Annotated in this window: 9 protein-coding genes; all 9 read right to left on the bottom strand. The window is 35.4% G+C overall.

Annotation, left to right across the window (positions count from 1 at the left end; all coding sequences use genetic code 11):
* Window positions 1–19 precede the first annotated feature (19 nt).
* Window positions 20–1,861, bottom strand: coding sequence for a LysM peptidoglycan-binding domain-containing protein (locus KHA98_RS14845; RefSeq protein ID WP_213258706.1), 1,842 nt, complete (start codon window positions 1,859–1,861; stop codon window positions 20–22).
* Window positions 1,862–1,974: 113 nt separating this feature from the next.
* Entirely contained in the window at window positions 1,975–3,159 is a 1,185-nt protein-coding gene (locus KHA98_RS14840) for a phosphoglycerate kinase (RefSeq protein ID WP_213258705.1), read from the bottom strand.
* 265 nt (window positions 3,160–3,424) lie between these two features.
* Window positions 3,425–3,928: a hypothetical protein gene (locus KHA98_RS14835; RefSeq protein ID WP_213258704.1), complete on the bottom strand. Its 504-nt coding sequence runs from the start codon at window positions 3,926–3,928 to the stop codon at window positions 3,425–3,427.
* Window positions 3,918–4,619 carry a pirin family protein gene (locus KHA98_RS14830; RefSeq protein WP_213258703.1) on the bottom strand — a complete coding sequence of 234 codons (702 nt, stop codon included), beginning with the start codon at window positions 4,617–4,619 and terminating at the stop codon, window positions 3,918–3,920. Before KHA98_RS14830 ends, KHA98_RS14835 begins: the two co-directional genes overlap by 11 nt.
* Before the next feature lie 16 nt (window positions 4,620–4,635).
* The gene (locus KHA98_RS14825) at window positions 4,636–5,388 is read right to left on the bottom strand and encodes a dioxygenase family protein (protein WP_213258702.1); all 753 of its coding nucleotides are present in this window, start codon (window positions 5,386–5,388) and stop codon (window positions 4,636–4,638) included.
* 150 nt (window positions 5,389–5,538) lie between these two features.
* Complete coding sequence (locus KHA98_RS14820; RefSeq protein ID WP_213258701.1) at window positions 5,539–6,243, bottom strand: LytR/AlgR family response regulator transcription factor; 705 nt, start codon at window positions 6,241–6,243, stop codon at window positions 5,539–5,541.
* The gene (locus KHA98_RS14815) at window positions 6,240–7,331 is read right to left on the bottom strand and encodes a sensor histidine kinase (protein WP_213258700.1); all 1,092 of its coding nucleotides are present in this window, start codon (window positions 7,329–7,331) and stop codon (window positions 6,240–6,242) included. Before KHA98_RS14815 ends, KHA98_RS14820 begins: the two co-directional genes overlap by 4 nt.
* A 161-nt stretch (window positions 7,332–7,492) precedes the next feature.
* Window positions 7,493–8,467: a PorP/SprF family type IX secretion system membrane protein gene (locus tag KHA98_RS14810; protein WP_246522352.1), complete on the bottom strand. Its 975-nt coding sequence runs from the start codon at window positions 8,465–8,467 to the stop codon at window positions 7,493–7,495.
* A 43-nt stretch (window positions 8,468–8,510) separates the two neighbouring features.
* The gene (locus tag KHA98_RS14805; RefSeq protein ID WP_213258698.1) at window positions 8,511–26,096 is read right to left on the bottom strand and encodes a T9SS type B sorting domain-containing protein; all 17,586 of its coding nucleotides are present in this window, start codon (window positions 26,094–26,096) and stop codon (window positions 8,511–8,513) included.
* Between the last annotated feature and the right edge of the window lie 117 nt (window positions 26,097–26,213).

The raw sequence follows: 26,213 nt of genomic DNA, 5'->3' as shown, positions 1-26,213 counted from the left end.
AATTTAGATGTTTTTTTTACTATCCGTTTATTTTAAGTTTCATTCCGGGTTTAATATCTCCATCTTTTATACCATTCCATTTTTTAATATCCGAAATCGTAACTCCAGGATATTTTTTTGAAATGCTGTATAAAGAATCTCCTTTTTTAACGTAATAATCTTCGCTGATGCTTTTTGCAGATGTTGCACTTTTCTTGAAAGAATCAATTGAAGCATTTGATGCAATAGCTGTATTAGCTGTTGAAGTTTCTTGAATTTCCGGAACATCTTTAGAAATCACTATTGTTTTTCCTAAACCGATATTATTAGACGTTAAATTATTTAATTCTTTTAACTCCGCAATAGTCGTACCGAATTTTTTAGCAATGCTGCCTAAATTATCTCCAGCAGCTACAACATACTCCTGAGGCTGACCTGCGTTTTTGTCTTTATCATCTGTACTTGCAATTGCTTCTTCAGATTTTTTCTCTACAGCAGGAATTGATTTTATCTCTTTTGAAGCTTTAACCGGGTCTACATCAGATTTAATTTTTAATGTTCTTCCTAATGCAACGGCATTAGATTTAAGATTGTTCCATTTTTTAATATCCGAAACATTAACATTGTATTTATCTGCAATTGCGCCTAAGTTATCTCCTTTTTTCACTTTATACAGTTGCAAATCGGTGTTTATCGCCTTTTCCGACTGAACCTGAGGTCTAACCTTTGGAGCAATTTTCATTGCCAGTCTTGCTGGTATAGACTTTATTGTAGATTGATACGCAACATAGTCATAAATCTTATCTTCATTAGAAACAAATGTTGCTATTTTATCTTTTGGCAAACGTAAAGCATGTTGCTCTCCCTGATAATAAGGAACTACATTTAACTTATAAGATGGATTTAAAAGCTGAATTTGAGATTGCGGCATGTCTAACAAATCTGCGATTTGCTTGAATGTCATTTCTCTTTTAATGTTCAGTGTGTCGGTTTCAAAGTTTTTAACCACAGCTCTTTCCGGATTTATTCCGTGTTCTTTATGGTACTCAAAAAGATACATTGTTGCTAAGAAAGCTGGTACATATCCTTGTGTTTCTTTTGGAAGGAAATTACGAATATCCCAGTATTTTGTTTGTCCGCCAGAACGACGAATTGCTTTTGTTACGTTTCCTGGGCCTGAATTGTAAGAAGCTAAAACAAGTTCCCAATCACCAAAAACATCAAACATTTTGGTCATGTATTCACTCGCAGCTGCTGTAGCTTTCATAGGATCACTACGTTCGTCAATATACGAGTCAATTTTAAGTGCGTATTGTTTTCCGGTTCCGTACATGAATTGCCAAAGACCGGTTGCGCCCATTTTAGAAACTGCTTTAGGGTTTAAAGCGGATTCAACAACGGCTAAATATTTTATTTCTAAAGGAATATTGTGTCTTGCGAAAGACTCTTCGAAGATCGGGAAGTAGTATTCTGATAAAGCCATTAATCTGGAAAACGATTTTTTCCGATTTTTAAGGAATGACTTTATGATATTTTCTAATCCTTGATTGTATTCAATATTAAAAGGTGACTTTTCGTTCATTGCCTGTAAACGTTGCTTTAACAACTCTGTTGGCAATTCTTCATCAACCGTAACATCCTTATTTATGGTTTGGATGTCTTTTGATAAATCGTCGTAAATATCAAGGCTGGTTAATTCTTTCATCCAAAGACTGTCTGCTTTTGCAGCCATCTCGTTTTTTTTGAAAGTACTTTTAACAGAATCTAAATACGATAATTTTACTTCGGGGTTAATTTCCAGCTTTGCAACTGCACTTTCCTGTGCAAACATAGTTGCCGAAAAAAGTGCAGTAGCTAAGATGGATATTTTCTTTATAATCATATAACATTAATTTAAAATTCTATAATTCAGACAATTATAGTCTCTATATTTCTGCAAACTTAAAAAGTTTAGGGCTTAAATATAGGTAAAAAAATGTTAATTGTCCTATTCTGTTATAAAATTGCCTTTATTCCCGGTAGTGTTTTGCCTTCTAACATTTCCAGCATTGCCCCGCCACCAGTAGAAACATAGCTCATTTTGTCTTCAAATCCGAACTGTTTTACAGCTGCAACAGAATCTCCTCCTCCAACTAGAGAAAAAGCACCGTTTTTAGTAGATTCAGCGATATAATCACCTAATGCAATTGTTCCTTTAGAGAAAGTTTCCATTTCAAAAACGCCTAAAGGACCGTTCCATAAAATAGTTTTAGATTCTAAAATTACCTTTTTGAAGTTTTCTAAAGATTTAGGACCTGCATCAAGACCTTGCCATCCGTCAGGAATAGCTGTTACGTCTACAATTTGTGTGTTTGCTGTATTTGAGAAATCATCAGCAGCAACTACGTCTACCGGAATATGAATCTGAACTCCTTTTTCTTTTGCTAATCTTAAAATTTCAAGTGCTAACTCTTGTTTATCGTCTTCACAGATTGAATCTCCAACTTTACCACCTAGTGCTTTAACGAAAGTAAAAGTCATTCCTCCACCAATAATCATATGGTCTACTTTATCTAATATATTTTCGATAACGGTGATTTTAGAAGAAACTTTAGATCCTCCAAGAACAGCAGTAACCGGTTTTTCGCTGTTTTTAAGTACTTTGTTTAAACTGTCAATTTCTTTAGCCAATAATGTTCCGAAACATTTATCATTTGGAAAAAATTGTGCGATAATAGTTGTAGAAGCGTGCGCTCTGTGTGCAGTTCCAAAAGCATCATTTACATAAATATCTCCTAATGAAGCTAATTCTTTTGCAAAAGCAACATCTCCAGCTTCTTCTTCTGCGTGAAAACGTAAATTTTCCAATAATAAAACTTCACCTGGTTTTAAATCTTTTGCAGCAGTCTGAGCAGCTTCACCTACACAGTTTTCAGCAAATTTAACCTGAACACCCAAAATTTCTGAAGCTGTTTTTAAAATATGTTTTAAAGAGTATTTTTCTTCAGCGCCTTTTGGTCTTCCTAAATGCGACATTAAAATTACGCTTCCGCCTTGCGCTAAAATAGCGTCAATAGTTGGTTTAGCTGCTTCAATACGTGTTGCATCCGTTACATTGAAATTTTCATCTAAAGGCACATTAAAATCAACACGGATTATTGCTTTTTTATTTTTGAAATCGAAATCGTTTAAAGTTTTCATTTGATAGTTTTTTTTAATTTTTTAGAAAGAACAACAAATATAGACCTTTTACTGATGTAATAAATTCGAAAAAAACAAAAAATCGTTAACTAAAACAACGAAAACGTTATAATTTCACAAATAAATTGGTTTATTAAATATTAAACACAATTTCTGCTCTCAATTTGGTCAGGCTTCTTATTACAAAAAAACCTTTCCTGCCTACAGACTGACAGAAAAGGCAAAAATGAAACGAATTATTTTTGTTTTTGGTTTTTATGTCTCGCTACTCTTTTTGGATATAGCAGATAGACAAATTCTTTTGTACAGGAAACATAAGCGTTTCATATTCATTGGTATCATCGCTATTTTTCGAAACAAGGTAATTTCCTTCAACGATTCCGAAATACGTTAGCAAAGGAGAATAAAATGTGATACCGATTCGATGTTTCGAAATATCTGTACTGTCTGTATTGATAATATCGAGCTGATAATTGATAAACGGAAAATAATTATTGCCCAAAACATCGGTAACTCTGTGAAAATTACCTTTAAGCTCTTCTACATAACTGTTTGCGGCAATTCCGGTTAAGAAATGCAATTGTTGGGCTTTTTCATTTTCGGCTAATAATTCTCTGAACGTATTTTTTGGATTGGCAACTGAATTAAATTGCTGACTTTGCATTTGATATTCTTTGAAAGTATCTTCAAACACATATTTATCCCATAAAAATGTTGATGTGTTGTCAAGGACAATTCGATAAGCCAGTTTAATGTTTTTAATTTTCATCTTTTAATGGAACTTCTATTACTAACAAAACGGCGTTTTCAGATAGTGCTTCCCATTCTATGGCTTCTGTTTTTTTGAGCGCTAAACCGTCTTTGGCTTCCAATAATCGATTTTCGACTTCAAAAGCACCATGAATTATGAAAACGAAGACGCCATTCTCCGGATTTTTCAATGTATAAGAATCTTCTTTTCTTCCGTCGTAAACGCCAATAAAACCAATTGCTTTTTCGATTTCGAATAAGTTGTTTAGTTTATTTCGCGAATGGAAATCAAATTCATATTGTTGAAAGTAATTTTTAAAATATTGCTTTCCCATCTGGAAATTAATTTCGAGATAACTGATATTTTCACTTTCATACGGATTAAAAACTTCAATAGACAAATCATCATCGGCAGCCATAACCCTAATTTGCTCTAAGCGCAAAAATTCCTCATTACCATTATTATCTTTATACTCAACACCGCCAAACAGCGGTAAAATAATCACATTTGTATTTGCACTAATTTCTCTTGTGATTGCTTGTTGGGGCGCCAATATTACTTCGTTTAAAACTTTTAAACTTCCGAAAGCTGTTCTGAATAAATCATGGTAATGTTCAAAATTAAAAGTCGCGAAACAATTGTGCTTTTCTGAATGGAAAATACCTCGTGTATCTGACTTATAGATCTGAGCTGGAATTTGCGCTATCATTTTGTGTTGTTTAAATCTAACTTGCCACGTTTATGGTGTGTGCCAAAACGAAGCCTTCGGTTATGTTTCCGGTAACGGTTGCCATTTCATTTGTTGTCGAATCTGAGAATACATTATCGGATGTATTATAAGTATAACCACTTAATCCTTTAGTATATCCGTTTGCTGAAGATGCGTTTACTAAAGCTACTGCGCTATTTGAACCTTCGGGAAAAGCAATTTGGGTTACTAATAATGAGGTTCCGCTTGCATTATAAATGTGTACATGAATATGCGTTGCTCTGCCGGAATACCAACCAGGAAAAATGGAGGTAAAGGTTACTAAACCATTTGTATCTGTGGTTTGTCTGCCTCTTAAAAAGTGTACAGAAGTATAATTTACAGATTGCATTCCGGTTCCTCCGTATTCTGAATAATAGCCGTCTTTATCGCAATGCCAAATATCTACAATAGCGTCTTTTAAAACTTCGCAATTTGCTTTTGTATTTTTGATTGTAATGTTGATCGTAAAACCAACACCTGTTCTGTCCATTACAATATTTGATTTTACCAGTGAAGATGGTGTAATTGTCGGGAAAGGTCCGGCGGTTTCTGACGGCGTTACGGAACAATCACCAGATGAAGAACCGGAACCAGATCCTGAACCCGAACCTGTATCTGTAGAAGTGTCTGAAGAATCATTGTCCTTGCTGCAGGAATTAATAATCGGGATGGCCAAAGAGCCAATTCCTACTAAACCCAAACCTCTTAAAAACTCTTTTCTTTTCATTTCTTTTTGATTTAAATGTTATTTCAATTGAATGATTAACAGTTATTTTCAAGTAAAATTATTAGAAATTACAGCGTTCAGAAAAGTTTGAGGTAAAGGCTAAAATTTATGCGGTGAACGAAAGAAAAAGTTTGTTTTGTAGTAAAAATTTTATTTTTGTTGATTTTGTTTTTGATCTAAAATTGAAAAAAAGGCTTCTTCATAACTTGCACTAATCGGGATTTCGGCATTGTCAATGAAGATCACTTTGTTCCTGATTTTCTCAATCTTAGAAACGGGAATAATAAACGAGCGATGCACGCGAATAAATTCTGTTTCTGGTAATTTCTGAAGTATGGCTTTTAAGGTCATTCTTGCCACAACAGTCTTTTGATTCTGAATATGAATTTTAAGATAATCGTCTAAGCCTTCAATATATAAAATGTCAGAAAACAGGATTTTAATCAAACTGTAATCGGCACGAATAAAAAGGTATTGCTGCTCAATGTTCTGGCTCAGTAATTTTAATTGTAAAGATGCTTTTTCTACTGCCTGCTGAAAACGGGCTAGCGAAATGGGTTTTAAAAGATAATCGGTTGCGCTGAGTGTAAAACCTTCAACAGCAAATTCTGAATGTGCGGTTGTAAAGATAACCATGGTTTTAACTGGCAGCTTTTTATAAAAATCTAAACCGGAAATCGATGGCATATTGATGTCTAAAAACAATAAATCGACGGGATATTTTTTGAGGTACTTAAAGGCTTCATCAGATTTCGTGAAGGTTCTGGTCAGTTCTATGTAATCGATCGTATCACATAAATTCTGAAGAATTTCTAATGCCAATGGCTCGTCATCTAATGCAATTGCTTTTATCATGCCAGTTTTATAGATAAGTTTACGGTGTATTTATCCGGAGTGTCAATAATTTTAAGCTGATGTCTATTGGGATATACTAATTTTAGTCGCTTGATCGTATTTTGGAGTCCAATTCCGGATTCTGAATAAACTGAGTCGATTTTTTTATTGGAAACCCATAAAATGAGCTGATCTTCTTTGATATCAATACTAATACAAATTTCTGAAGTCTGATCGGGATTTACACCATACTTAAAGGCATTTTCTATGAACGATATCAAAATAAGCGGTGTGATTTGTTTTCCAAAACTATTTCCGGTTACTTTATAATCTACAATTACGGTATTCCCTAAACGTGTTTTTTGGAGTGAAATAAAATTATTGATGTAATTTATTTCCTTGGGTAAATCAATAACTTCATCATTTGAATTGGTCATGATGTACCGCATTAATTCTGAAAGCTGAATTACAGCATCGGGTGTTTTATTGTCTTTTTTTAAAGCCAAAGCATAAATACTGTTTAAGGTATTAAACAAGAAATGGGGATTTATCTGGGCTTTTAAAAATGCGAGTTCCGATTTTACTTTTTCTTCTTCTACACTTTGAAGTCTGCCGGAAATGGCAAAAAGCAAACTTGAAATAACTCCGATTAAATAAACCAAAGTTGTATGACTGTATTGTGTTGGCGGGCCTCCTTTAAATTCAAATGGCATTTCTCTTTCCATTTGTGGCGGCGGGCGAAAACCATCGGGAGATATTCGATGCATATTTGTAAAATGAACGGGCTGGTCTCTAAAGTCTAAAAAGTTTCGGCTTGGATGATCCAGAACGGTAGAAATCCAAAGAAAAAATAATAGAAAAATGGCGATGATGCCATAGTAAACGAGCTTTTTATCTGTGAAATATAACTTAGGAATTAAGTAGTAATAGTTAAAATAGAAAAAGCAAAGGAGCGTAAAATAGATAAAGAAGTAAATACGATCGTGTGCATTGGTGTACAAATGCGGCAACGAAAAAATAGTATTTGTCGATGTGAAGGCATACGGCAAAAATAAAAAAGCGAGGCACAGTACTATATGTTTCGCATAAAGTGAAAATTTTGCTTTCATAAATCGAATTTGATCGCTATCGTTTTGAAGGTACAATTGATAGTATTCAAATTTAATGTTATTGCCAGTTTATTTCAAATTATTGCGGTAAAAACACATAATGTTGCGACTCGCTTTATGATAAGGGCTTATTTGCCTTTAAAAATGGTTTTGCATCTTGATTAGTCGTGAACCGGACTCTGCGTACAAGGACAATTACTTATTGACTGCAAGAAATCAAAACCTATAGTTACTGAATGAGTACCTGTATTGTAGTTTCCAAGATCGTTGAACATAACCTGATAAGAATATCCGAAGTAAAATCTGGATTTCATGAAACCAGCCATTGGCCCAACTGATAATGGTTTTGGAAATTGATCGTTTAAGAAACGGTACGAAACTCCAATCCAATAATAATCTTCGTAACGATTGTAACGTCTGTATTTGAAGTTGAAATCGGTTGTAGAACGTTTATCACTGGCAAAGTACTGGTAGTAAACAGATGGTTCGTACTCGATACGTCTGTTTTCACCATCAGTTAAAACAATTCCGGTGTAAACCTGATAATTGGAAAGCAAGTTAGGCTCAACTCCACGGTATTTATCAGTGTTTTTCTTTAATACGTTATTGGCATTGAAACTTAAATAGAAGTTCTTGTTTCGGTACAAAGCACTAATGTCAAAGTTGTTATTTGCTGTATAACGATTATCTGTAACCGACGGATCCAGAATAGGATGTTCTATTGTATTATTGAATTCATCAACATCGATTCTAAAACTATTGAAGTTATACGAAATACCAAAAGACAGGTATTGCTTTGAATAATAATTCAAAATAAGGTGGTGCGCAAAAGATATCTTGGCACCTGTTTGTCTTGTGTATCCGTTTTTATCATTATAAACAGAAAGTCCAACTCCCGAACGATCTAAAATCCTGAAATCAGCATATAACGACTGGTTTTCGGGTGCGTCTTTAATCCCAACCCATTGTGTAAGTCCATTTGCACGAATTCTAAGATTGTCTCCAATACCTGCATAAGCAGGTGAAAGTACAAAAGGGTTATCAGCTAAATACTGCGTAAATACCGGTAGGTTTAGCTCTTGGCTGTAACTTGTTGTTACAGCCATGAGTACTAAGGATAAAATAAACTTTTTCATTGTAATAAATTTTTTAGATAACATAATTTGGGGCTCTAATCTGTTATCTGTATAAAGTGAAATGTCCAACAAACTCTCTTCCATCATTCTCATCATTTAGTTTAAGAACATACCAGTAATCACCAGAAGGTAATTCCTCTCCATTGTATCTTCCGTCCCATTTTTGACCATAGTGATATTTAGCAATTACACGACCGTATCTGTCGAAGATTGAGAATTCAAGGTTGTTGTAAATATTTGTACAACCAGGTCCCCAAGTATCGTAAACACCATCTCCGTTTGGAGTAAAGTAATTGTCAAGACAAACGTCTACATACTTAATGAAATATTCTTTAGTATCTGTACATCCGTTTTTGTCTCTTACTGTGATTGTATATGTACCTGTTTTGTAAATTTTAAATTTATTTTCTGTAGTGAAGCTTCCGCCATCAATACTGTACATATAGTCACCACCTCCACCTACTGCTGTAGCTGTAATAACATTCCAAACTCCTTTTTCTTCAGATAATGATAATACTAATTTCTCATATCCAATGATGTTGAAACTTGCCGTTGGCACTTCACAACCGTTTGTATGTCTCGCCACTACGAAGTGATTACCCGGAGCAACATTGATGAAGATGTTACTTGTCTGGAAAGCACCTGTACCATCCAATTGGTAATCTACCTCTGAAAGGTCTGTAATGCTTTCGTCTACCGTAATTGTAACTCTGTTTGCCGCTTTATTGTCAACACAGTCATAATTTACTTCAGCAGTTGGATCAAGTACTACCGGTAATGGCATATCGATTACTACTTCGCTAGTACATCCTTTACTGTCGATAATGTAAACGGTATGCATACCTCCTGTAAGACCTGTATAGTCTCTTGTGTTTCCTGTTACCGGAAGGTAAGGTCCTTTATCGTTATCCAGACTTTCTGTATAAGGAGCTGTTCCTCCAGTGATTTCAATACTGAATGCACCGTTTTTGTCTCCAACACATACCTCTGGGATCATTGAGTTTGGAATTTCGGTTGCAATAAGCAATCCTGGTTCTTTTACTTCAACATCTTTAAGGAAGATATAACATTCGTTTTCATCCTGAACTAAGATATCATAGAATCCTGGTTTAAGGTTTTCGAATACGTTTTTATCAAAGAACTGTCTAAATTCCGGCTCAATAGCGTATTTATAAATTCCTGTTCCGCCTTTAGCGTTTACTGTTATTTTACCATTATTGAATCCGTTACAAGTTAAATCAGTTGGAACTGCTGTTGCTTCTAATGGAGCATTTGGTTCTGTTAACTTGAATAACATTGATGGCACAGAACAATCTAAGCTTGTTACTTTTACAATGTAGTCACCGATAGGTAAATTTGTAAATGAACCTGGCGTCGTTTGTACCGGAGCCGGAGTGATATTTACTCCTGCACCATTTTGTAACGTATAGATATAGTTTCCTAAACCTCCTTTTGCAAGTACAGTAATAGATCCTGTAGAACCTCCTTTACATCTAATATCAATTTTGCTTTCACGCTCGAATCCTAACTCAGGAACTGGTAAGAATTCTGTAGTGTTAGACACATAGCTCTTACATCCTTTTGAGTCTTGTACAAAATACTTGTATTCTGTTTTAGCATTTGTCACCGGCAATGTAATAGTAGTAAATGAAGCAAATGTTCCTAAGTTGTTAATTCCATCAGCACTATACGTATAAGGTGGTGTTCCGCCTGAAGCTCTCAATATAATAACCGGTGGATTTTTACAAGTTTCTGTTGAGAAAATTTCCACCGTTGCTTTTACCAATGCTGGCTCTGCAATAGTTACTTTGTTAGAATCGTTTGTACAAGTCCAGCTATCATTTACAGTAATATAATATGTTCCTGCTTTAAGATCTGTAAACTGTTTTGCTCCTTGTGATTTAGCTGTAATTACAGTTCCGTCTACCAATACACCGTGTAGTGTATAGATATAGTTTCCTGAACCACCATTGATTGTATTGATTGTTAGTACTCCGTCTTCGTTGTCGAAACAAGTAAGCATTGGTGTAGCACTAATTGTAATACTAATTGGTGTTGGATTAACTAAACTTGCATTAACAGAGGCTATACAACCGAAACCATCTATAACATTCACTTTATAGTTTCCAGCCATTAATTTGTCAAATACTGGTGAAGCGCTGTATGGTCTAACTTCAGCATTAGTAGTAGCATCTACTAATTGGTATAAGTATTGACCTGGCCATCCTCCAGTTGCTGAAGCTACAATTACTCCATCGTTATTACCTGCAAGACAAGTAATTTCTGATTGTGTTTTTGTCACTATAAGCTCTGCTGTTGGTTGGTCAATTGTAAATACAGTTGTTACTTCACATGTTGGTGTTCCTTTTAATTTAGCAATAACATTGTATGTCCCCGCTTTAAGGCTTCCAATTTCAAATGGACCTGCATCTGTTGTTGATCCTGTAAGCGTAACCGGACCAGTAGCCGTAACCCCTGTAATTGTATAATCGAATGCTCCTGCGTCATTGCTCGGATTAAGTTGATTATCAACAAAAGTTAATACTACTTTACCATCACTAGTTCCATAACAAATTTTACTTGCAACAGGAACGGCTTGGATCTCAAATGTATTTGGATCAGAGATGAAATGAACATTCTGAATTGTACATCCTGTTACTGTATTTAAAACTGTAACTAAATAATTACCAATTTCTAAACCTGTAAAGATTCCATCGGTGGTATCAATCGGTCCATATACAGTTCCGTTAATTCCTGTAAGTGTGTACTTGAATGTACCCGGTACATTAACACCTGCTTTTGATTTTACAGTTACTGTAATGTTTTCTTTAACTGCACAAGTTATGTGTTGGTTTACATCGATTACTACTTTATCCATCGCAATAAATGGATCAATCGTGAATGTTCCAACAGCAGCACCTGAACAGTTATTACGATCAGTAACGGTTATAGTATAAGTTCCACCAGCATAATCTGTTTCTGTATAGAAATTTCTAGGTCCTACGTACACAGGAGTTGGTGTTCCGGCTTTGATAAATGTGTAAGTATAATCTTTTGTACCACCGGTTACACCATTTACTGTAATAGTTGCAAAGTTGCTTACATTATCAGTAGTACATAGATATTGAACCACATCTGGAGTTGGAACTACAATAAGATCTGGTTGTGTAATTTTAACCGGGAAATCATCAGTACAACCTCTTCCTGAAATTACACTTACAATGTAATCTCCAGCTATTAATCCTTTAAATACAGGATCATCCTGAGGTGTTCCGCCATCAATACTGTACATGTAAATCGGGTTATCGTTTACTCCATCACTTGTTGGATCTAAACTTGCCGTAATAGTTCCGTCGTTACCATTAAAACATGAAACATTAGTAGCAACTACTTTAAATCCTGTAATTTCAGTTGCAGCTTTTAATTCAAACGTCACTTTGTCCGTACAGTTATTAGCTCCTAAATCGGTCACTATAATTGTATGTGAACCAGCTGTTAGCTTATCAAATACTGCCGGTGTTGTTGTAACTGTTATACCTCCATCAATAGTGTAGCTAAAGTTTCCAGTTCCTCCTGTTGCAGTTACTGTTACTTCTCCGTCACCATCTTTACAAGTTGGCAATACTTTACTATCAATAACTAAATCTACTGGTTGTAAAATTGTTACCGCTGCAGTAAATGTAAATGGACAACCAAATTTATCTTTAACTACTAAATCGTAAGTTCCAGGTGCTTTTACAATGAATTCTAATTCTGACTGGAATCCACCACCAATACTATAAGTAAATGGTCCCATTCCTGTACCAGGAGTAACTACAATTTCGTAATTACCTAAAGCATCAGCACATTGTGTTGTTACCGTTGCAGTAAATCCTGCTGGTAACGGATCTGTTGTAATGTTTACTGTTATAGGAGCAGAAATACATCCTTTTTGATCCATAGCATAAACATACCATGCTGCTGTTGCCGGATTTAATTTTCTTGTTGCCTCATCTGTAAATGTACCATAAGGAGCCCCTGCAGGAACAAATGAATAGGTATAATCTGCTATTCCTCCATGACCAGCAACTGTAACAGTTGCGAAAGTCGTACAATTTGCATTAACATTTCCTTCTTCTGTAACTGTTACCGCAATTGGGTCTTTTACAGTCACCGTAAATTCTGATGGACATTGTGTAGCATCATCTACAACACTAATTTTATAATCTCCTATTGTTAAGTTTGTTAAAACAATTTCAGTAAGAGATGTTGTAACTGGAGCCGAAGGCGTACCAGTGTTTTTAGTAATTGTATATGTGTACGTTCCTTCGAAATCAGAAACAGTAAATGTTGCTGTTCCATCATCTGTGTAAACACAAGTTTTATCTGTAGCCTGACCAGTTGTCTGGATTTTAACTACATCTTTTACTGTAAATGAATCAGTATAAGAACAACCATTACTATCTGTTACCATAAATTTATAGTCACCAGGTAATAATCCTGTAAATACAGCCGGAACTGCATTTCCTGTTGTTGAAATCGCAGTATATGTACCTGTAACTCCATTAATTTCGATAATCTTAAACTCTAACGCTCCTACACCATTTGTAGCCGTCACTGTAACATCGCTTGTAGCCGCTGCACATGTAACTGCTGTTGCTGCGAATGATAGAGCAGATGGTTTGTTTAATGGTTGAACAACTATTGATTGTGGAGCTGTTTCACAACCATTTTTATCTTTAACAGTATACCAAACTGTTTGAACTGTACCGTTATCATCGTCATTTACAGTAAATGTATTTACGGTATCATAACCTGTATTATTAAAGTTATAATAATATCCGGTTCCTATACCTGTTGGTGTACCATCGTGACCTGTTACGGTAATTACCGTTGCAATACTACAAGTAGTATTTGGCGGGAATGCAGCATCAGCAGTAAGTTCTTTAGGCTCCGTAATTTCTATATTAACTGTATTAGAACATCCTTTAGCATCTGTTGCTGTTACATCATAAAAACCAGCTTTTAAACCTGTATAAGTTCCGCTTGTGTCACCTGTATGGTTAACTGGACCTGTAATTGTAAATGTGTATGGTGCAACACCATCGCTAGGTACCACTGTTAATTCTCCATTACTATCAGTAAAACATTTCACGTTGATTTGTGATGGCGTTAATTTTGGTATTACCGGAGCTTCAACTGTAACCGGCAAACTCACTGCCGGACATACTGGTGAATTACTATCAGTAATTTCGAAATGATAATCTCCAGCTAAACTAACTGATACACTAAAATCACCAGCGGTATTTGTTACACCACCTGACACAGCACCATTATAGTACATTTGATATTGGTAGGATCCTTTACCACCTTTTATTTCAACATCAATTATTGCATCTACTGCACCTGTACAGAACAATTCTTTTTTGATTGTTGCGCTTACCGTTAATTCTTTTTCAATAATATAATCGATTGTAGCTGAACAACCATGATCGTCTGTAAGAACGATTGTATATTTTCCAGCATCTTTAAATGTGATGCTGCTTCCTGTTGCTAAACCATTTACTGTAAATGTTTTATTACCATTGTACGTTGTAGAGATTAAAGCATCAGCAAAATCAATTGTGATATCTGTACCTTTAAAACATTGTTGAGCCGGTACATTAAGAACTGGTGCTGCATCGTATTGTGCCGATACTGTTTTCGCTAACGAAACGCAACCATTTGCATCTTGTACATAAACATCCCAATCTAAATCAGTTAAAGCTGTCGCTACTGTAACTGGTACACTAATATCTCCAAAAGTTGTTGGTTTTGGATCTCCTGCTTTAACTACTGCATATTTATAATTTGGTGTACCTCCTGTTATACCTGTAACGGTAATTTGAGAATCTTGTTGAGAACAATATACTGTCGTAGCATTTGGTGTAAAATCAATTGCTGCCGGCATAGTAATAGTGACATTATCGCCTTTTGAGCATAATGTAGTTTTGTCTGTTACTGTTACTGTATACGTTCCTTGTACCAATCCTGTTACAGTGATAACATCTGCTGTAACACCTGTTGCAATTGTTGGCGTATTGTATGGCAATGCTGCCGGTGTACTTGTTACAACAACATCATAATTTCCGCTTGCGCTGAAACTTGACACTGTAAATGTAGCTTCTCCATTGTTATCTGTTCCGTTTGCTGTGTTACAACTCACATTAAGTGAAGAAGTTTTAACAATGTCAATTGGATTAAGAGGTTCAATTTTATAAGGTCTCTCAATAGAACAATTACGTGCATCTGTAACTTTAAACATGTAGTTACCTGCTGTTAAGTTTGCAAATACTGCAGAAGTTCCGTTATCCTTGTAAACCGGAGAAATCATTTCGTATTTCGAAATTGCATATCCTCCAACTACTGTTAATGTAATAGTAGTTTCTTTTAACGGACACGTTGGTGCTGTTGTTACATCAAATTTAATATCATCTAATGGTATGAATCCAGCAATATTCTGAGTACCTGAGAATTTACAGCCATTTTTATCTATTACATAATAGTTAACTGTTTGCGCTGAAGCGCTGGCACTAACCGATATACTATTAACATTAGTGTATATATCACTTCCGTCAAAATTATATGCATAAGGACCTGTTCCACCTGTACCAGTTACTGTTACTACTGCCTGATCTGGTGTAGAACCTGTAGTACATCCAAAATCTTTAAACACTACACTTGCTCCTAAAGCAACTGCTGGTTCAATAACATCATAAGTGTGAGATGTAAAACATTTTTTACCAGAAGTTACTGTAATAGTATATTTTCCATCCGGAATATTAGAGAACACATTGTCTGCTTGTGTAATTCCAATAGGAAGCGGTGTCGCAGTCGCTGATGTAATAACATACGTATATGTTGGTTCGTCATTACCTGGTAATAGGTTTACTGTTATAGTTCCGTTGGCATCAGTTTTACAAAGAGGATGAGTTACAACAGCATCAAAAGTTACTGGTGTTGCTTCTTTCAATTCAAAGTCTGCTGTAGTTGAACAACCTACATTGTTAACATCGCTCATTGTTACGGTATATTTACCATATTTTAAACCTGTAATGCTATTTCCTGTAATTACTATACTTGGATCTGGTGGAAATATATTATAAGCATAACTTCCTGAACCTCCAGATGGTTTTAGTAAAATTTCTCCGTTGCTTGTACCACAATCAGGATGCGTTATGATCTCTGGAACTACTAATAGCGGAGCATCAATTTTGATTGTTTTAGTATCTGTACAATCGTTTTTATCTTTAATTGTAACTGTATGATCTCCTGAATGTAATCCTGTAATAGTATAAGGGAATGTTCCTGTATAAGTTACAAAATCACCACTATCCACTTTTATAGCATATGGAGTTACTCCTACATTGTTTAGCGCTACCACAATTCCATAATTATCCTCAGCAGCACATTTGTTTGCCACTGATAAACCGATAATTGGGCTTTCGTCTTTTGTAATCACTAAAGTTAAAGGATACGTACATCCGTTTGCATCTTTAACGATGATGTTAAAGTTATTGCTTGTTGCAGCATCATAAGGAAGCTCCAATACATTACTTGTGTCTAAAGCACCAGGATTTGGCACTGTAGGTGCAAGTGCTGCAGCATAAGTATAAGGACCTGTACCACCTTTTGCCTTGATAGTTACAAAAGCATTACTACGGCAATTAGCGTTTACTATACCATCAAAATCAGCAGTAAGCTCAGAAGCTGGCTCTGTGATTCTGAAGATCGTCGTTGTTGAACACATTGTTCCACCTATCTCTTTAATATAAAGTGTATAGTTACCTGGTTTTAAATTGGTAATTGTACCATCAAACGGAGATGCCGGTAAAGTTGTACCATCAATACCCGGAATAAATGGTTTATTTGTCAGATTATCTCTAAGCTCATAATAAACGTTAGTAACACCTGCACCCGGCTGTTTTACAGAGAATGTTACTTCCCCATTTGCAGCATTAAAACAAGTTACATTTTTTGTTGTAGCAGTAACGGTAACATCTGAAATTTTACCTGTGGTATAATCTAAATAAGATGGACATCCACCACTATCTACTACTAAGAAAGTGTATTTTGTATTTTGATCTAATTTAATAAATGTATAATCAGTAGCAGTTGTAGAACCTGATGTAGTACCAATACCATAAATTGAATATATGAATGGCGCAGTACCACCTGTAACTTCTAATTTAACAGAAACACCATCGGTACAATTTGCTCCAATAGTTTGTGCATTAAATTTCAAATACGGAAGAGGCTCAATTCTTATTGCATTACTCTCAAACTTACAACCATTTGCATCTACAATGTTAAGGTAGTAATCTCCAAAAGGTAAAGCTGGGAAATTATGAACTGCATTTGCATCTGCTGTTGTATTGGCAGTATAACTCCCAATTTCTTTCATGTTATTATCATACAAATGATAAATAAACGGAGCAGTACCACCTGAAGAAGTGCTTAACGATACGTCAATACTACCTGGTTGTGTACTACTACATGTAATTCCCCATGGCTTTATAATCGGATCAATTTTAGCTGGTTGTAATAATGTTACAGTACCGATAATTTCACAGCCTTTAGCATCTCTTACAGTGTAAGAATAAGTTCCAGCTGCTAAACCACCATAAACAGTTTGGTCTGACAAAGCGCTTCCGTTAAAAATATATTTAAACGGTCCAACTCCTGTAAGTCCTTTAAGCGTTACAGAACCATCTGTATCACCATTACAAGTAGGATTTTTTGGTGTTGCAGAAGCAGTTACTGTATCTGGCGTAGAAACTGTAATTACAGCAGTTTCTTTTGTACAACCATTTGCATCTGTAATTTCAAATTGATAAGTACCAGCTGCAGAAGTTGTATAAGGGAATGATGTTCCGGCGAAAGCTGTTCCTGTTGCAGAATAAGCACCTCCGTTAAATTTTACTTTATAGCTGAATCCGGCTTTTCCTCCAGAAACAACTTTTACAGTAATTGTAGCATCTGTCGGTGCAAGAGCCGTACAAGTTAAATCTTTATCAAGATCTGCACGCACTGCAAGAGCATCGTAAACCGTAACCGGAATAGTTCCTGTACAACCATTAGCATCTGTAACCGTGATAGTATAAGTACCCGCTGATACTGTAAATGTATCTGCCGGACTTGGTGCAGCACCTGTACTAATTGAATACGTGTATGGTGCTACTCCATCTGCTCCTGTAGCTACGATCTGGAATGTATTTCCTGATGCAGTACATTGATTTGGTACTTTAACCGTAACTGTTGGTTTAGTATCCATAGCAATTTTAAGATCTACTTTGTAAGTACAATCTTTGCTGTCTTTAACCCATACATCCCAATCTGTAGTGATCGCCGGATTTAGACTAACCGTTGTTAATCCTTTATAATCTGTATCTAAAGGAGTTACGTTATTTTGTACAAAAGCGTACTTGTAATCTGGTGTACCTCCTGTCGCGCTAACTGTAACAGTCGCTGTAGAAACTTTACAGTTTGCATTTTTATTAGAATCAACCGTTAATGTTAAAGCATCTGTTGGCTGCGTAATTGTAATTGAAGTTGAAATAATACATAATGTTGTTTCATCTGTAAATACAACATCATATTTACCTTCTCCAAGATTTGGCAATGTAAAAATAGCTGCTGTCTGACCTGTTACAGCTGTTCCACCATTTACGGTATAGCTGTATGTTGTTTTAAATCCACCTACATTATATCTGATATTTCCTGTAGTTTCTTTTGGAGTAGCAAAACAATACACATCGTTTAGTTTTGTCGCTATCGCAGTAAACGGATCTACCGGAGGTATATTTTTAAAGAAGTCATCATAACATTTATTACCTGCAATAACTCTAAAAGTATAGTTACCTGCTGTAAGTCCGGTGAAAACACCTGTTGTTGCACCAGTTGTATTAACTACTGGTCCAGCAACAATTACAAATGAATCTGTTGGTAAAATTGCTCTAGATAATGAAATTGTCGCAGTACTAGTCTGACTAGTTGCTGGATTACAATAAATTGGAGTTACATCTACTTTTGTAATTTTTGGCGGATCAAGTTTGTTTATTGTTAATTGACCTGACGCAGTACAACCGTTAGCATCCATTACAGCATACTTAATAATTTGGTCTGCACCATTATCAGTAACTGGTAAAGTATTTACACCTGTAAACGATCCTCCATTAAAACTGTAGGTATATGGAGCAGTTCCTGTATTTGGTAAATCAATGATAACTGATGTTCCTTGTTTTGTATTAGTAACATCACAAGTAAACGGATTAGCATTTGCCGTAACAACTAATTTCGTTGGCTCAGTAATAGTTACCTGATCTGTAACCTCACAACCAATAGCGTCTTTAACTACAATGTCATAAACTCCCTCAGTTACTCCTGAAGGGTTATTCACTGTATATACAGTTGCTGGTGTACCTTGTCTTGTAATAGTATATGTATATGGAGCTTTACCAGAAGTTGGCGTTACTAAAATAGTACCTGTAGAACCTCCATTACATTTTACGTGTGTTTTATCTACTTTAATAGTTAAAACAGTTGGTTTTAAAGTAACTGGTATTACAGCAGTTTCTGCACTACAAGCAGGATTAGCAGAATCTGTTACTTTAAATTTATAATTTCCTGCTACTGTCGCAGTATATGGACTTGTAGTTGTTGTATAAGTACCATTATTGAACGACACCGCATAAGTGTGTGTTCCTGTACCTCCAGCAGAAGTTAATTTAATTGTTGTGTTTGGTGTACATGCAATATCTTCTACAACTTCAGGAGTGATTGTTAATTTTTCTGCAACTGTATAAGAAATTGAGGCAGGACAACCAAAACCGTCTTTTAAAGATAATGTATAAGTACCAGGTGTTAAATTAAAAGTATTAGATGTACCATAGTTAACTCCGTCTTTACTAAATGTAGCTGTTCCCACATATGTACCAGTAATAGTTACTGAAATTGGGGTACCAGTATAACATTGTGTTGCAACAGGATCAATTTTAGGAGCGTCTTCTGCTAAAACAGTAACTGTTTTCTTTTTAAAACAATTGTTTAAATCCTTAACATAAACATCAATTGAAGTTGTTAAAATTGCCGTGTCTACTTTTAAAGTTGTACCGTAAGCTGTTGTTGGAACTGTAGACGGACTCGCTGCGTATGCATATTCATATCCAGGTCTTCCACCAGTTATTCCAGTAATATCTAATGTTGAAACTGTAGTTGAACAGTTAATTTTTGAAGCTGTAACAGTAAAATCGATAGCTGTTGCAGCATCAATAACTACTTTTTCAGAATCTGTTTTACAACCTGTTGTTTTGTCTATAGCTTCAAAATTATAAGTTCCTGAAGGTAAACCAGTATAAGTTACTACGTTTCCTGTAAGACTTGGTGTTCCAGCATTTGGTGTTAAAGTGTATGTGAAATTACCTGTACTACTTACACCATTAACTGTAAACGTTGCTGTACCATTTTTGTCACCCACACATAATTCATCAGTTTTTGAGCCTGAAGCAGAAATTGTAGTGGCACCATTTATGGTTTTAGTATCTGTAATAGAACAACCATTTGCGTCTGTTACTTTAAATGAATAGCTTCCAGGAGTTAAACCAGTAAATATACCAGTAGTATTGTTTCCGGTAACCGGTCCTGCTGTAATTTCATATTTGTATGGAGCAATACCTCCAGTAGTAGTCAATGTAATACTTGTTGATGTTAAGTTACAAGTAATTGCTGCCGGTACAGAGAAATTAATTTTTGTTGGCGCATTAAATGCCGGAACTGTAATTTTATCTGTATCAATACAACCTTGTGCATCTTTTACAGAATAAGTAATATCCTGTGTAGTAGCTTTAAGGGTTACTGTTAATGTATTTACGCCAGTATAAGTTGTGCTTCCGCCAAAACTGTAAGTATAAGTACCAGAACCACCATCACCTTTTGATGTAATGATAACTGTACTGCTACAATTTGTATTGGCTGGGAATGTAGCCGAAGCTTCTACTTTTGTAGGGTTGTTTAAAATAACATCATAAACCGGTGACAAACAACCTTTACTGTCTTTTACCTGATATGTATACTTTTTACTGTTTACAGCACCTACGAAAGCATCTAAATTAGAATATGTTGAAGTTGTACTAAAACCACCTCCGTCAAAACTAAACTCATATGGAGCTCCTGAACCACCTGATCCTGAAACTGTAAATTGTCCGTTTGCATCATTATTACATTTTGGATTTGTTTGGCTTACTATTGAACCTGTTGGCTCTAATTTAGTAACAACATTAACTGCTGTACCTGTAGCAGAACATCCTTTTGAATCTGTAACTTTAAAGATATAGCTTCCTACTGTTTGTGTTTTGTAAACATTAGTTAACATTGGGTTAAAAGTAGTTCCGCCATCAGTAGAAACTTCATAAGTATATGGAGCAATTCCCTCTGTTGCAGTAACTGTAATTTCAGCGTCAGGCGTTCCTGTACAATCAATAGGTTTAGTAACTTTTGTATTTACTACTATTGGTTTTCCAATTTGAATTCCTGTAATAGCATCTGCCTCACATAGATTAGCATCAATTACTGTAATTGAATGCGTACCAGGTGCAACATTTATAAATGTATTAGTTTTTTGAGATGGTTGACCATCCAGACTGTAATTAAATGGAGCTTTTCCTCCATTTACTTTAACAATTAAAGTCGCTTTGTTTGCTACATCATAACATAAGTCTGATGTTACATCCAATTCGATTGTTGGCTTAACAGGTGAAGTAACCGTTACAACATCTGAAGCCGTAGAAGAACAAGTTGATTTATCACGTACTACTACCGTATAAGTTCCGTCAGGTACATCGTCAAATGTAGCTAAATCCTGGAAAGCTCGGTATGGTGTAATACCATCTGCCAAACGTAGTTCGTATTGGTATTTAGGTGTTCCTCCACCTGGGATTGCTGTAATTGACGCTCCTTTTTTACAAGTTGGAGGCGTCGTAATACTAGCTGTTGTTGTAAGAGTCAACGGCGCTTTTATTTCTTTACTGAAACTGCTTGAACATAAACCTGCATCGTCATTTTTAATAATAACATTGTAGATTCCTTTTCCTAATCCAGAAATAGTAAATGGAGAAACAGTAGCTGTATTCCATGTTACACCATTATCAATCGAATATTTATAACCATTTACAGTATCAAAATTTTCTACTGTTAAGGTAATTTTTCCGTCGTTTTTATCGCTACAAGTTGCATCATCAACTAAAGGCTCTGAAGGTTTAAACGCTTTATTACTATCAATAATAATATCGAATTTTTTCTCCGTAACACATGATTTAGGTAATTGATATACTTCTATATCATCAACAGCAAAATCGATTCCGTCTACTTGAGAAATTTCCAATCGCAATACAAAATCTAAAGTTGAGTTGCTGCCCGGATCAATTGTTCTGTTGTATTCTACCCAACCATTAGTTTTAGGTATTTTTCCGGTAGATTGTGATGATAATGGTACTCCTGCAGCATTTTGTAATTCAACTGTCAAAGAAGCATCTGGTTGTGGATTCCCTACTTTCAATAAATTCGTAGCAAAGAATTTAACCTGAATAGGCTGCCCCGGAATAATATCTTTAATTGTTTTTCTATAAAGAACTGCGTTATTTGGAATTGCAGTACCCGCATCAACTGCTAAATACCTACCACCAGTTCTACTATTACTAGTATGATCAATTGGATTCTGCCACCCGTGATAAGGATTATTTCGTAAACTACTCGTAACTGTATATTCACCATTAGCAAATAATCTATCAGCATTACATTTCGTAGCCTCTATTTGTCGCTCCCAACAAAAAGCAGGATTAATACCAGGCGAAGATCCATCTGGAGATGAAGTGGCTGTGTAAGTAAATAAATCTGTTCCGAAATCTTCACGTAATAAATTACTATACGTTGGAACAGAGACTAACTTATATTTTACAGATATTGTGTGAGAACCTGTAATTACATTATCAAATACATTATTTGTAATTGGTGTATTTGGTTTACCATCAATATAGTACTCGTAAGTATAATTTTTACCACCGCTATTAGTAACAGTTGCAGTAGTTTTTCCTGTTCCGTTACAATTATAAACGGTTGGATCAAGTGCTATTGTAGGGTCGGCTGGTTTAGGATCTAAAACAACACCCGACATTGCATAAATACAATCTTTACTATCTTTTATATATAAAGTATGTGTTCCCGGATTAACATAAGCTTCATTTTCATCAATCCAAGTTTTTTGACCGTCGAAACTATATTTATAAAAAGGTGTTCCACCTTGTGGATTAGTAATTCTAACTTTACCCTGATATTCAAATCCTGGCAATCCACAACCTGCCAGTTCAGAAACCCCTGCAGAAGCTGTTAACGGGAAAGCTGGGCCTTTGATCGTAACAGGTCTTGCCGGATCAACGCACTCTACATTGTCATAAGAATATTTAACTATTAAAGAATAATCTCCAGGAGTTAAATTGGTAATTGGTGAAATTGAGTTAAAATTAACACCATCGATGCTATAAGAAACGGTATAACCAGAATCTGCCGGAGTAACATCTACTTTGATGTTTCCGCTATTTGCACCATAACAGAAAACCTCACTTGGAGTAACTGTAATAGTTGGTTTTGCTATAGGAACTACAGTGATTGTAGGTATAGTAACCTTACAACCTTTATCGTCTACTACAACAATATTGTATTTTCCATCTGCAGGAAGAGTTGCAAGTGTTACAGGAATATCAGGAGTTGTAAAATAATCCGGATTACCATTTACATAGTACATATAATATGGTGGTGGTCCTGGTCTTGGAGTTCCTCCAGTCACAGTTACGGTAATTTGTCCGTCACCACATGCAGAAAGGTTTTTAGTAAGTTTAGCACTAGCTGTTAAACGGTAATCAAATACTTCTATTTCTTTAGTCTCGGCACAACCATTGTGAGTCGTAGACATCAAAACTTCATACTTAAAACCTGGTTCAACACCCGTGAATACTTTATAATTATTTTTTATGAATCCAGTGTTTTCAATCTCAACTGTACTTCCTTTTTTTCTAAGGATAAATTTATAATCACCAGGAACATTTTCAATATTAGCTTTGATAGTACCTAAATCACCTGTACAAATAGGATTTGTAACTTCTAGTTTTGTAACTAAATCAAGCTTTTCAACATCTACATCTACAAAAAACGGACATGTAGAAATTACACCGTTTATTAATTCAGATTGTCTAATCTGAACTTTGTAACTTCCCTCAGCAACATTATTAAAAGTACTTTCAGGTTGGTAATTAATACCGTCAAGACTATAAACATATCCTGAATTTTCTGGCGGGTTTGTAACTCTAATTTGTCCTTTTGTATCACAAATTATATCTTGTTTTTCAGCTTTTGGATCAAGCAAGTTTTGGTAAACATTAAAATAATGCATTACCACACAAGTGTTACCGTAATTAACCAAAAGTCTAAATACACCTGCTTTGTCAACAGTATATGTAGGTCCGGTTGCTAAAGTAGTCCAGTTTGTAGCTCCCTCGTAAGGACAGCTATCCGGATTAGGATCACTTGCCGGCGGTACATCTTTTGTTTCCTGCCATGTAATACTTGTTGCACCAACAATTTTAGTGTCAATAAATCTCTTATCGTTTAAACCACATAAGAAAATTTTTGGGAAAGGTTTCTTATCCCTAACGCAACCATAAGCTTCTCCTGTTGCAGGATCAATATTATCTCCTTTTATCGGATTTTTGATTGTTCCTTTAAGGTAGTCCGTTACATTAAAAGTCTGCTTAATTGGTTTACAATTTACAGCACCGCTATTCTCAACGGTATAGACTCCTTCTTTATTTACAGTAACCTGTCTGTTATTACCACCGAAAATAACACCGTTTTGGTCTTTCCATACATAAGTAGTATAACCCAACGCAGCTGTTAAAACAGCAGTACCACATAAAGAAACATCTCTGCTAAATAAACATTTGTCTATACCTACTAAGAAATTGGTTGATGTAGGTTCTCCAACATTACACTCAGATATTGTTGAATAACTACCCTCTCCAAATCCTTCTTTGGTTGTATTTAAAACCCCAAAATATTTAGAAACTGCCGTATTTTTAATCTCGTTAGAACAAGCATCAACTAGTTCATTACAATCTTTTACAACACGAACTTTAAATTTAATGGTATACTCACTACCACCAGCTTGTTTAGAAACTACCATATAGTCTGGTACTGTAAACAAAAGTGTTCTGGTAGCAGCATCATAGCTTGCGGTAATATTTTTATCCATCACCATGATGTCTGAAAGCCCATTAAAAATTACATTTTGTGGGAGAACATCGGTAATTGTAAAACCTTTAGCACTATCATTTCCTTCATTCTTAAACTTAAGTTCATATCGAAGTTCCTGATCCAGATTTACTGATTGAGCGCCGATATTTTTATCATTTGTATCCAGTACATTTTTGCGCAATACAATTTTTGGCGCAATAATTTCTACTGATAAGGCAGTAAAAAACATATAATAAGAATCCTGAGAAGTGTTAATCGTAAGATTAGCATCTGTTTCATTATTCTGTATAATCGTATTACCTGTATTGTCAATTTTTACTACACCGGTATCATAACCCAAAGTGTTTATACTCCCAGGGGTACGACCCGCCAAAATAACATCACCATCGGTAATTGTACTATTAAAAAAGTTTGGTGTACCTGGAGTACCTGGTGCAATTGGTCTTACCAGTGAAGAAATATTACCTGCTGTTGCAGATTTAGCACCTTGTATACTAAGTCCGTCTCCTTTTAAAGAAGCATCACCTTCTAACGCAGCAAAAGCCAGTTTTGCATTTACATCTCCAAACGGATTCGTTCTAAAACCAGAAACAGGAATCACCAACGGTGGATCACTCGCTCTGATAATACCAAAACCATTAAAACTTGTGATAAACTTGTTTGGTAATAACGGATCTTTATAAACTACAAAAATAGACCATCCACCTGAATTACCTCCTGGTGTCACTTTTCCTTCAGAAGTCATTATATCTGCTACGGTATAAACACCGTCTTTAGCATCTTTAACTTCATCTGTAATTTCTTTAAAACACGCGTATGGTTTTGAAGCATATACATTGGTCACTCCGGGTTTTCCTTCATCATAAATGATTGTACCTGTTAAGGGCTTGTAGGCTGCACCAGCTTTAGGTGTTTTTAATTTCACATTAGCAATTTTGCTACGGTCGGCACCCTGATAGGTTCCTGCCCAATACAAAGCAGCGTATACAATCTCGTAACAAGTTCGACTAGCCTGGGGAATTACTAGTGTCGCAGAACTTGAATTAAAGGTGTTGCCATCGCCGTCAATATCGATATATTTCATTTCGAAATTGTCGTTCACCTTACTTACATCGTCGAAGGCATCATTTGCACGCTGGTTTCTTTTATTTTCATCTCTGTTTAAGATGTTGTTTCCAATCACCAAAATATCTCCATTTAAACTGGCGCTATATTCTGTTTTGAAACCTTCTCTTACCTGAGAATAGGAAGATAAACTTAACAATAAAAATACGACTGCAATTAATGCTTTAAAAATAGTAGGTTTTTTCATAGTCTTCTTTTTGTTTTGGGCTTTTCGCTTGTTTTCTAAGGGGCATTAAAAAACAAACTAGAGCGTTCTAAAACTTTTATTATAAATGTCCTTCTCAAAAATTAAGAAGGACGAGCT

It is taken from the genome of Flavobacterium branchiicola (assembly GCF_018383905.1).
GTDB lineage: Bacteria > Bacteroidota > Bacteroidia > Flavobacteriales > Flavobacteriaceae > Flavobacterium > Flavobacterium branchiicola.
This window is presented reverse-complemented; position numbering and strand designations above follow the sequence as displayed.

Coding starts and splice junctions, on each gene's coding strand:
- KHA98_RS14845 (WP_213258706.1), bottom strand. CDS start 1,861: ATGATTATAAAGAAAATATCCATCTTAGCTACTGCACTTTTTTCGGCA.
- KHA98_RS14840 (WP_213258705.1), bottom strand. CDS start 3,159: ATGAAAACTTTAAACGATTTCGATTTCAAAAATAAAAAAGCAATAATC.
- KHA98_RS14835 (WP_213258704.1), bottom strand. CDS start 3,928: ATGAAAATTAAAAACATTAAACTGGCTTATCGAATTGTCCTTGACAAC.
- KHA98_RS14830 (WP_213258703.1), bottom strand. CDS start 4,619: ATGATAGCGCAAATTCCAGCTCAGATCTATAAGTCAGATACACGAGGT.
- KHA98_RS14825 (WP_213258702.1), bottom strand. CDS start 5,388: ATGAAAAGAAAAGAGTTTTTAAGAGGTTTGGGTTTAGTAGGAATTGGC.
- KHA98_RS14820 (WP_213258701.1), bottom strand. CDS start 6,243: ATGATAAAAGCAATTGCATTAGATGACGAGCCATTGGCATTAGAAATT.
- KHA98_RS14815 (WP_213258700.1), bottom strand. CDS start 7,331: ATGAAAGCAAAATTTTCACTTTATGCGAAACATATAGTACTGTGCCTC.
- KHA98_RS14810 (WP_246522352.1), bottom strand. CDS start 8,467: ATGAAAAAGTTTATTTTATCCTTAGTACTCATGGCTGTAACAACAAGT.
- KHA98_RS14805 (WP_213258698.1), bottom strand. CDS start 26,096: ATGAAAAAACCTACTATTTTTAAAGCATTAATTGCAGTCGTATTTTTA.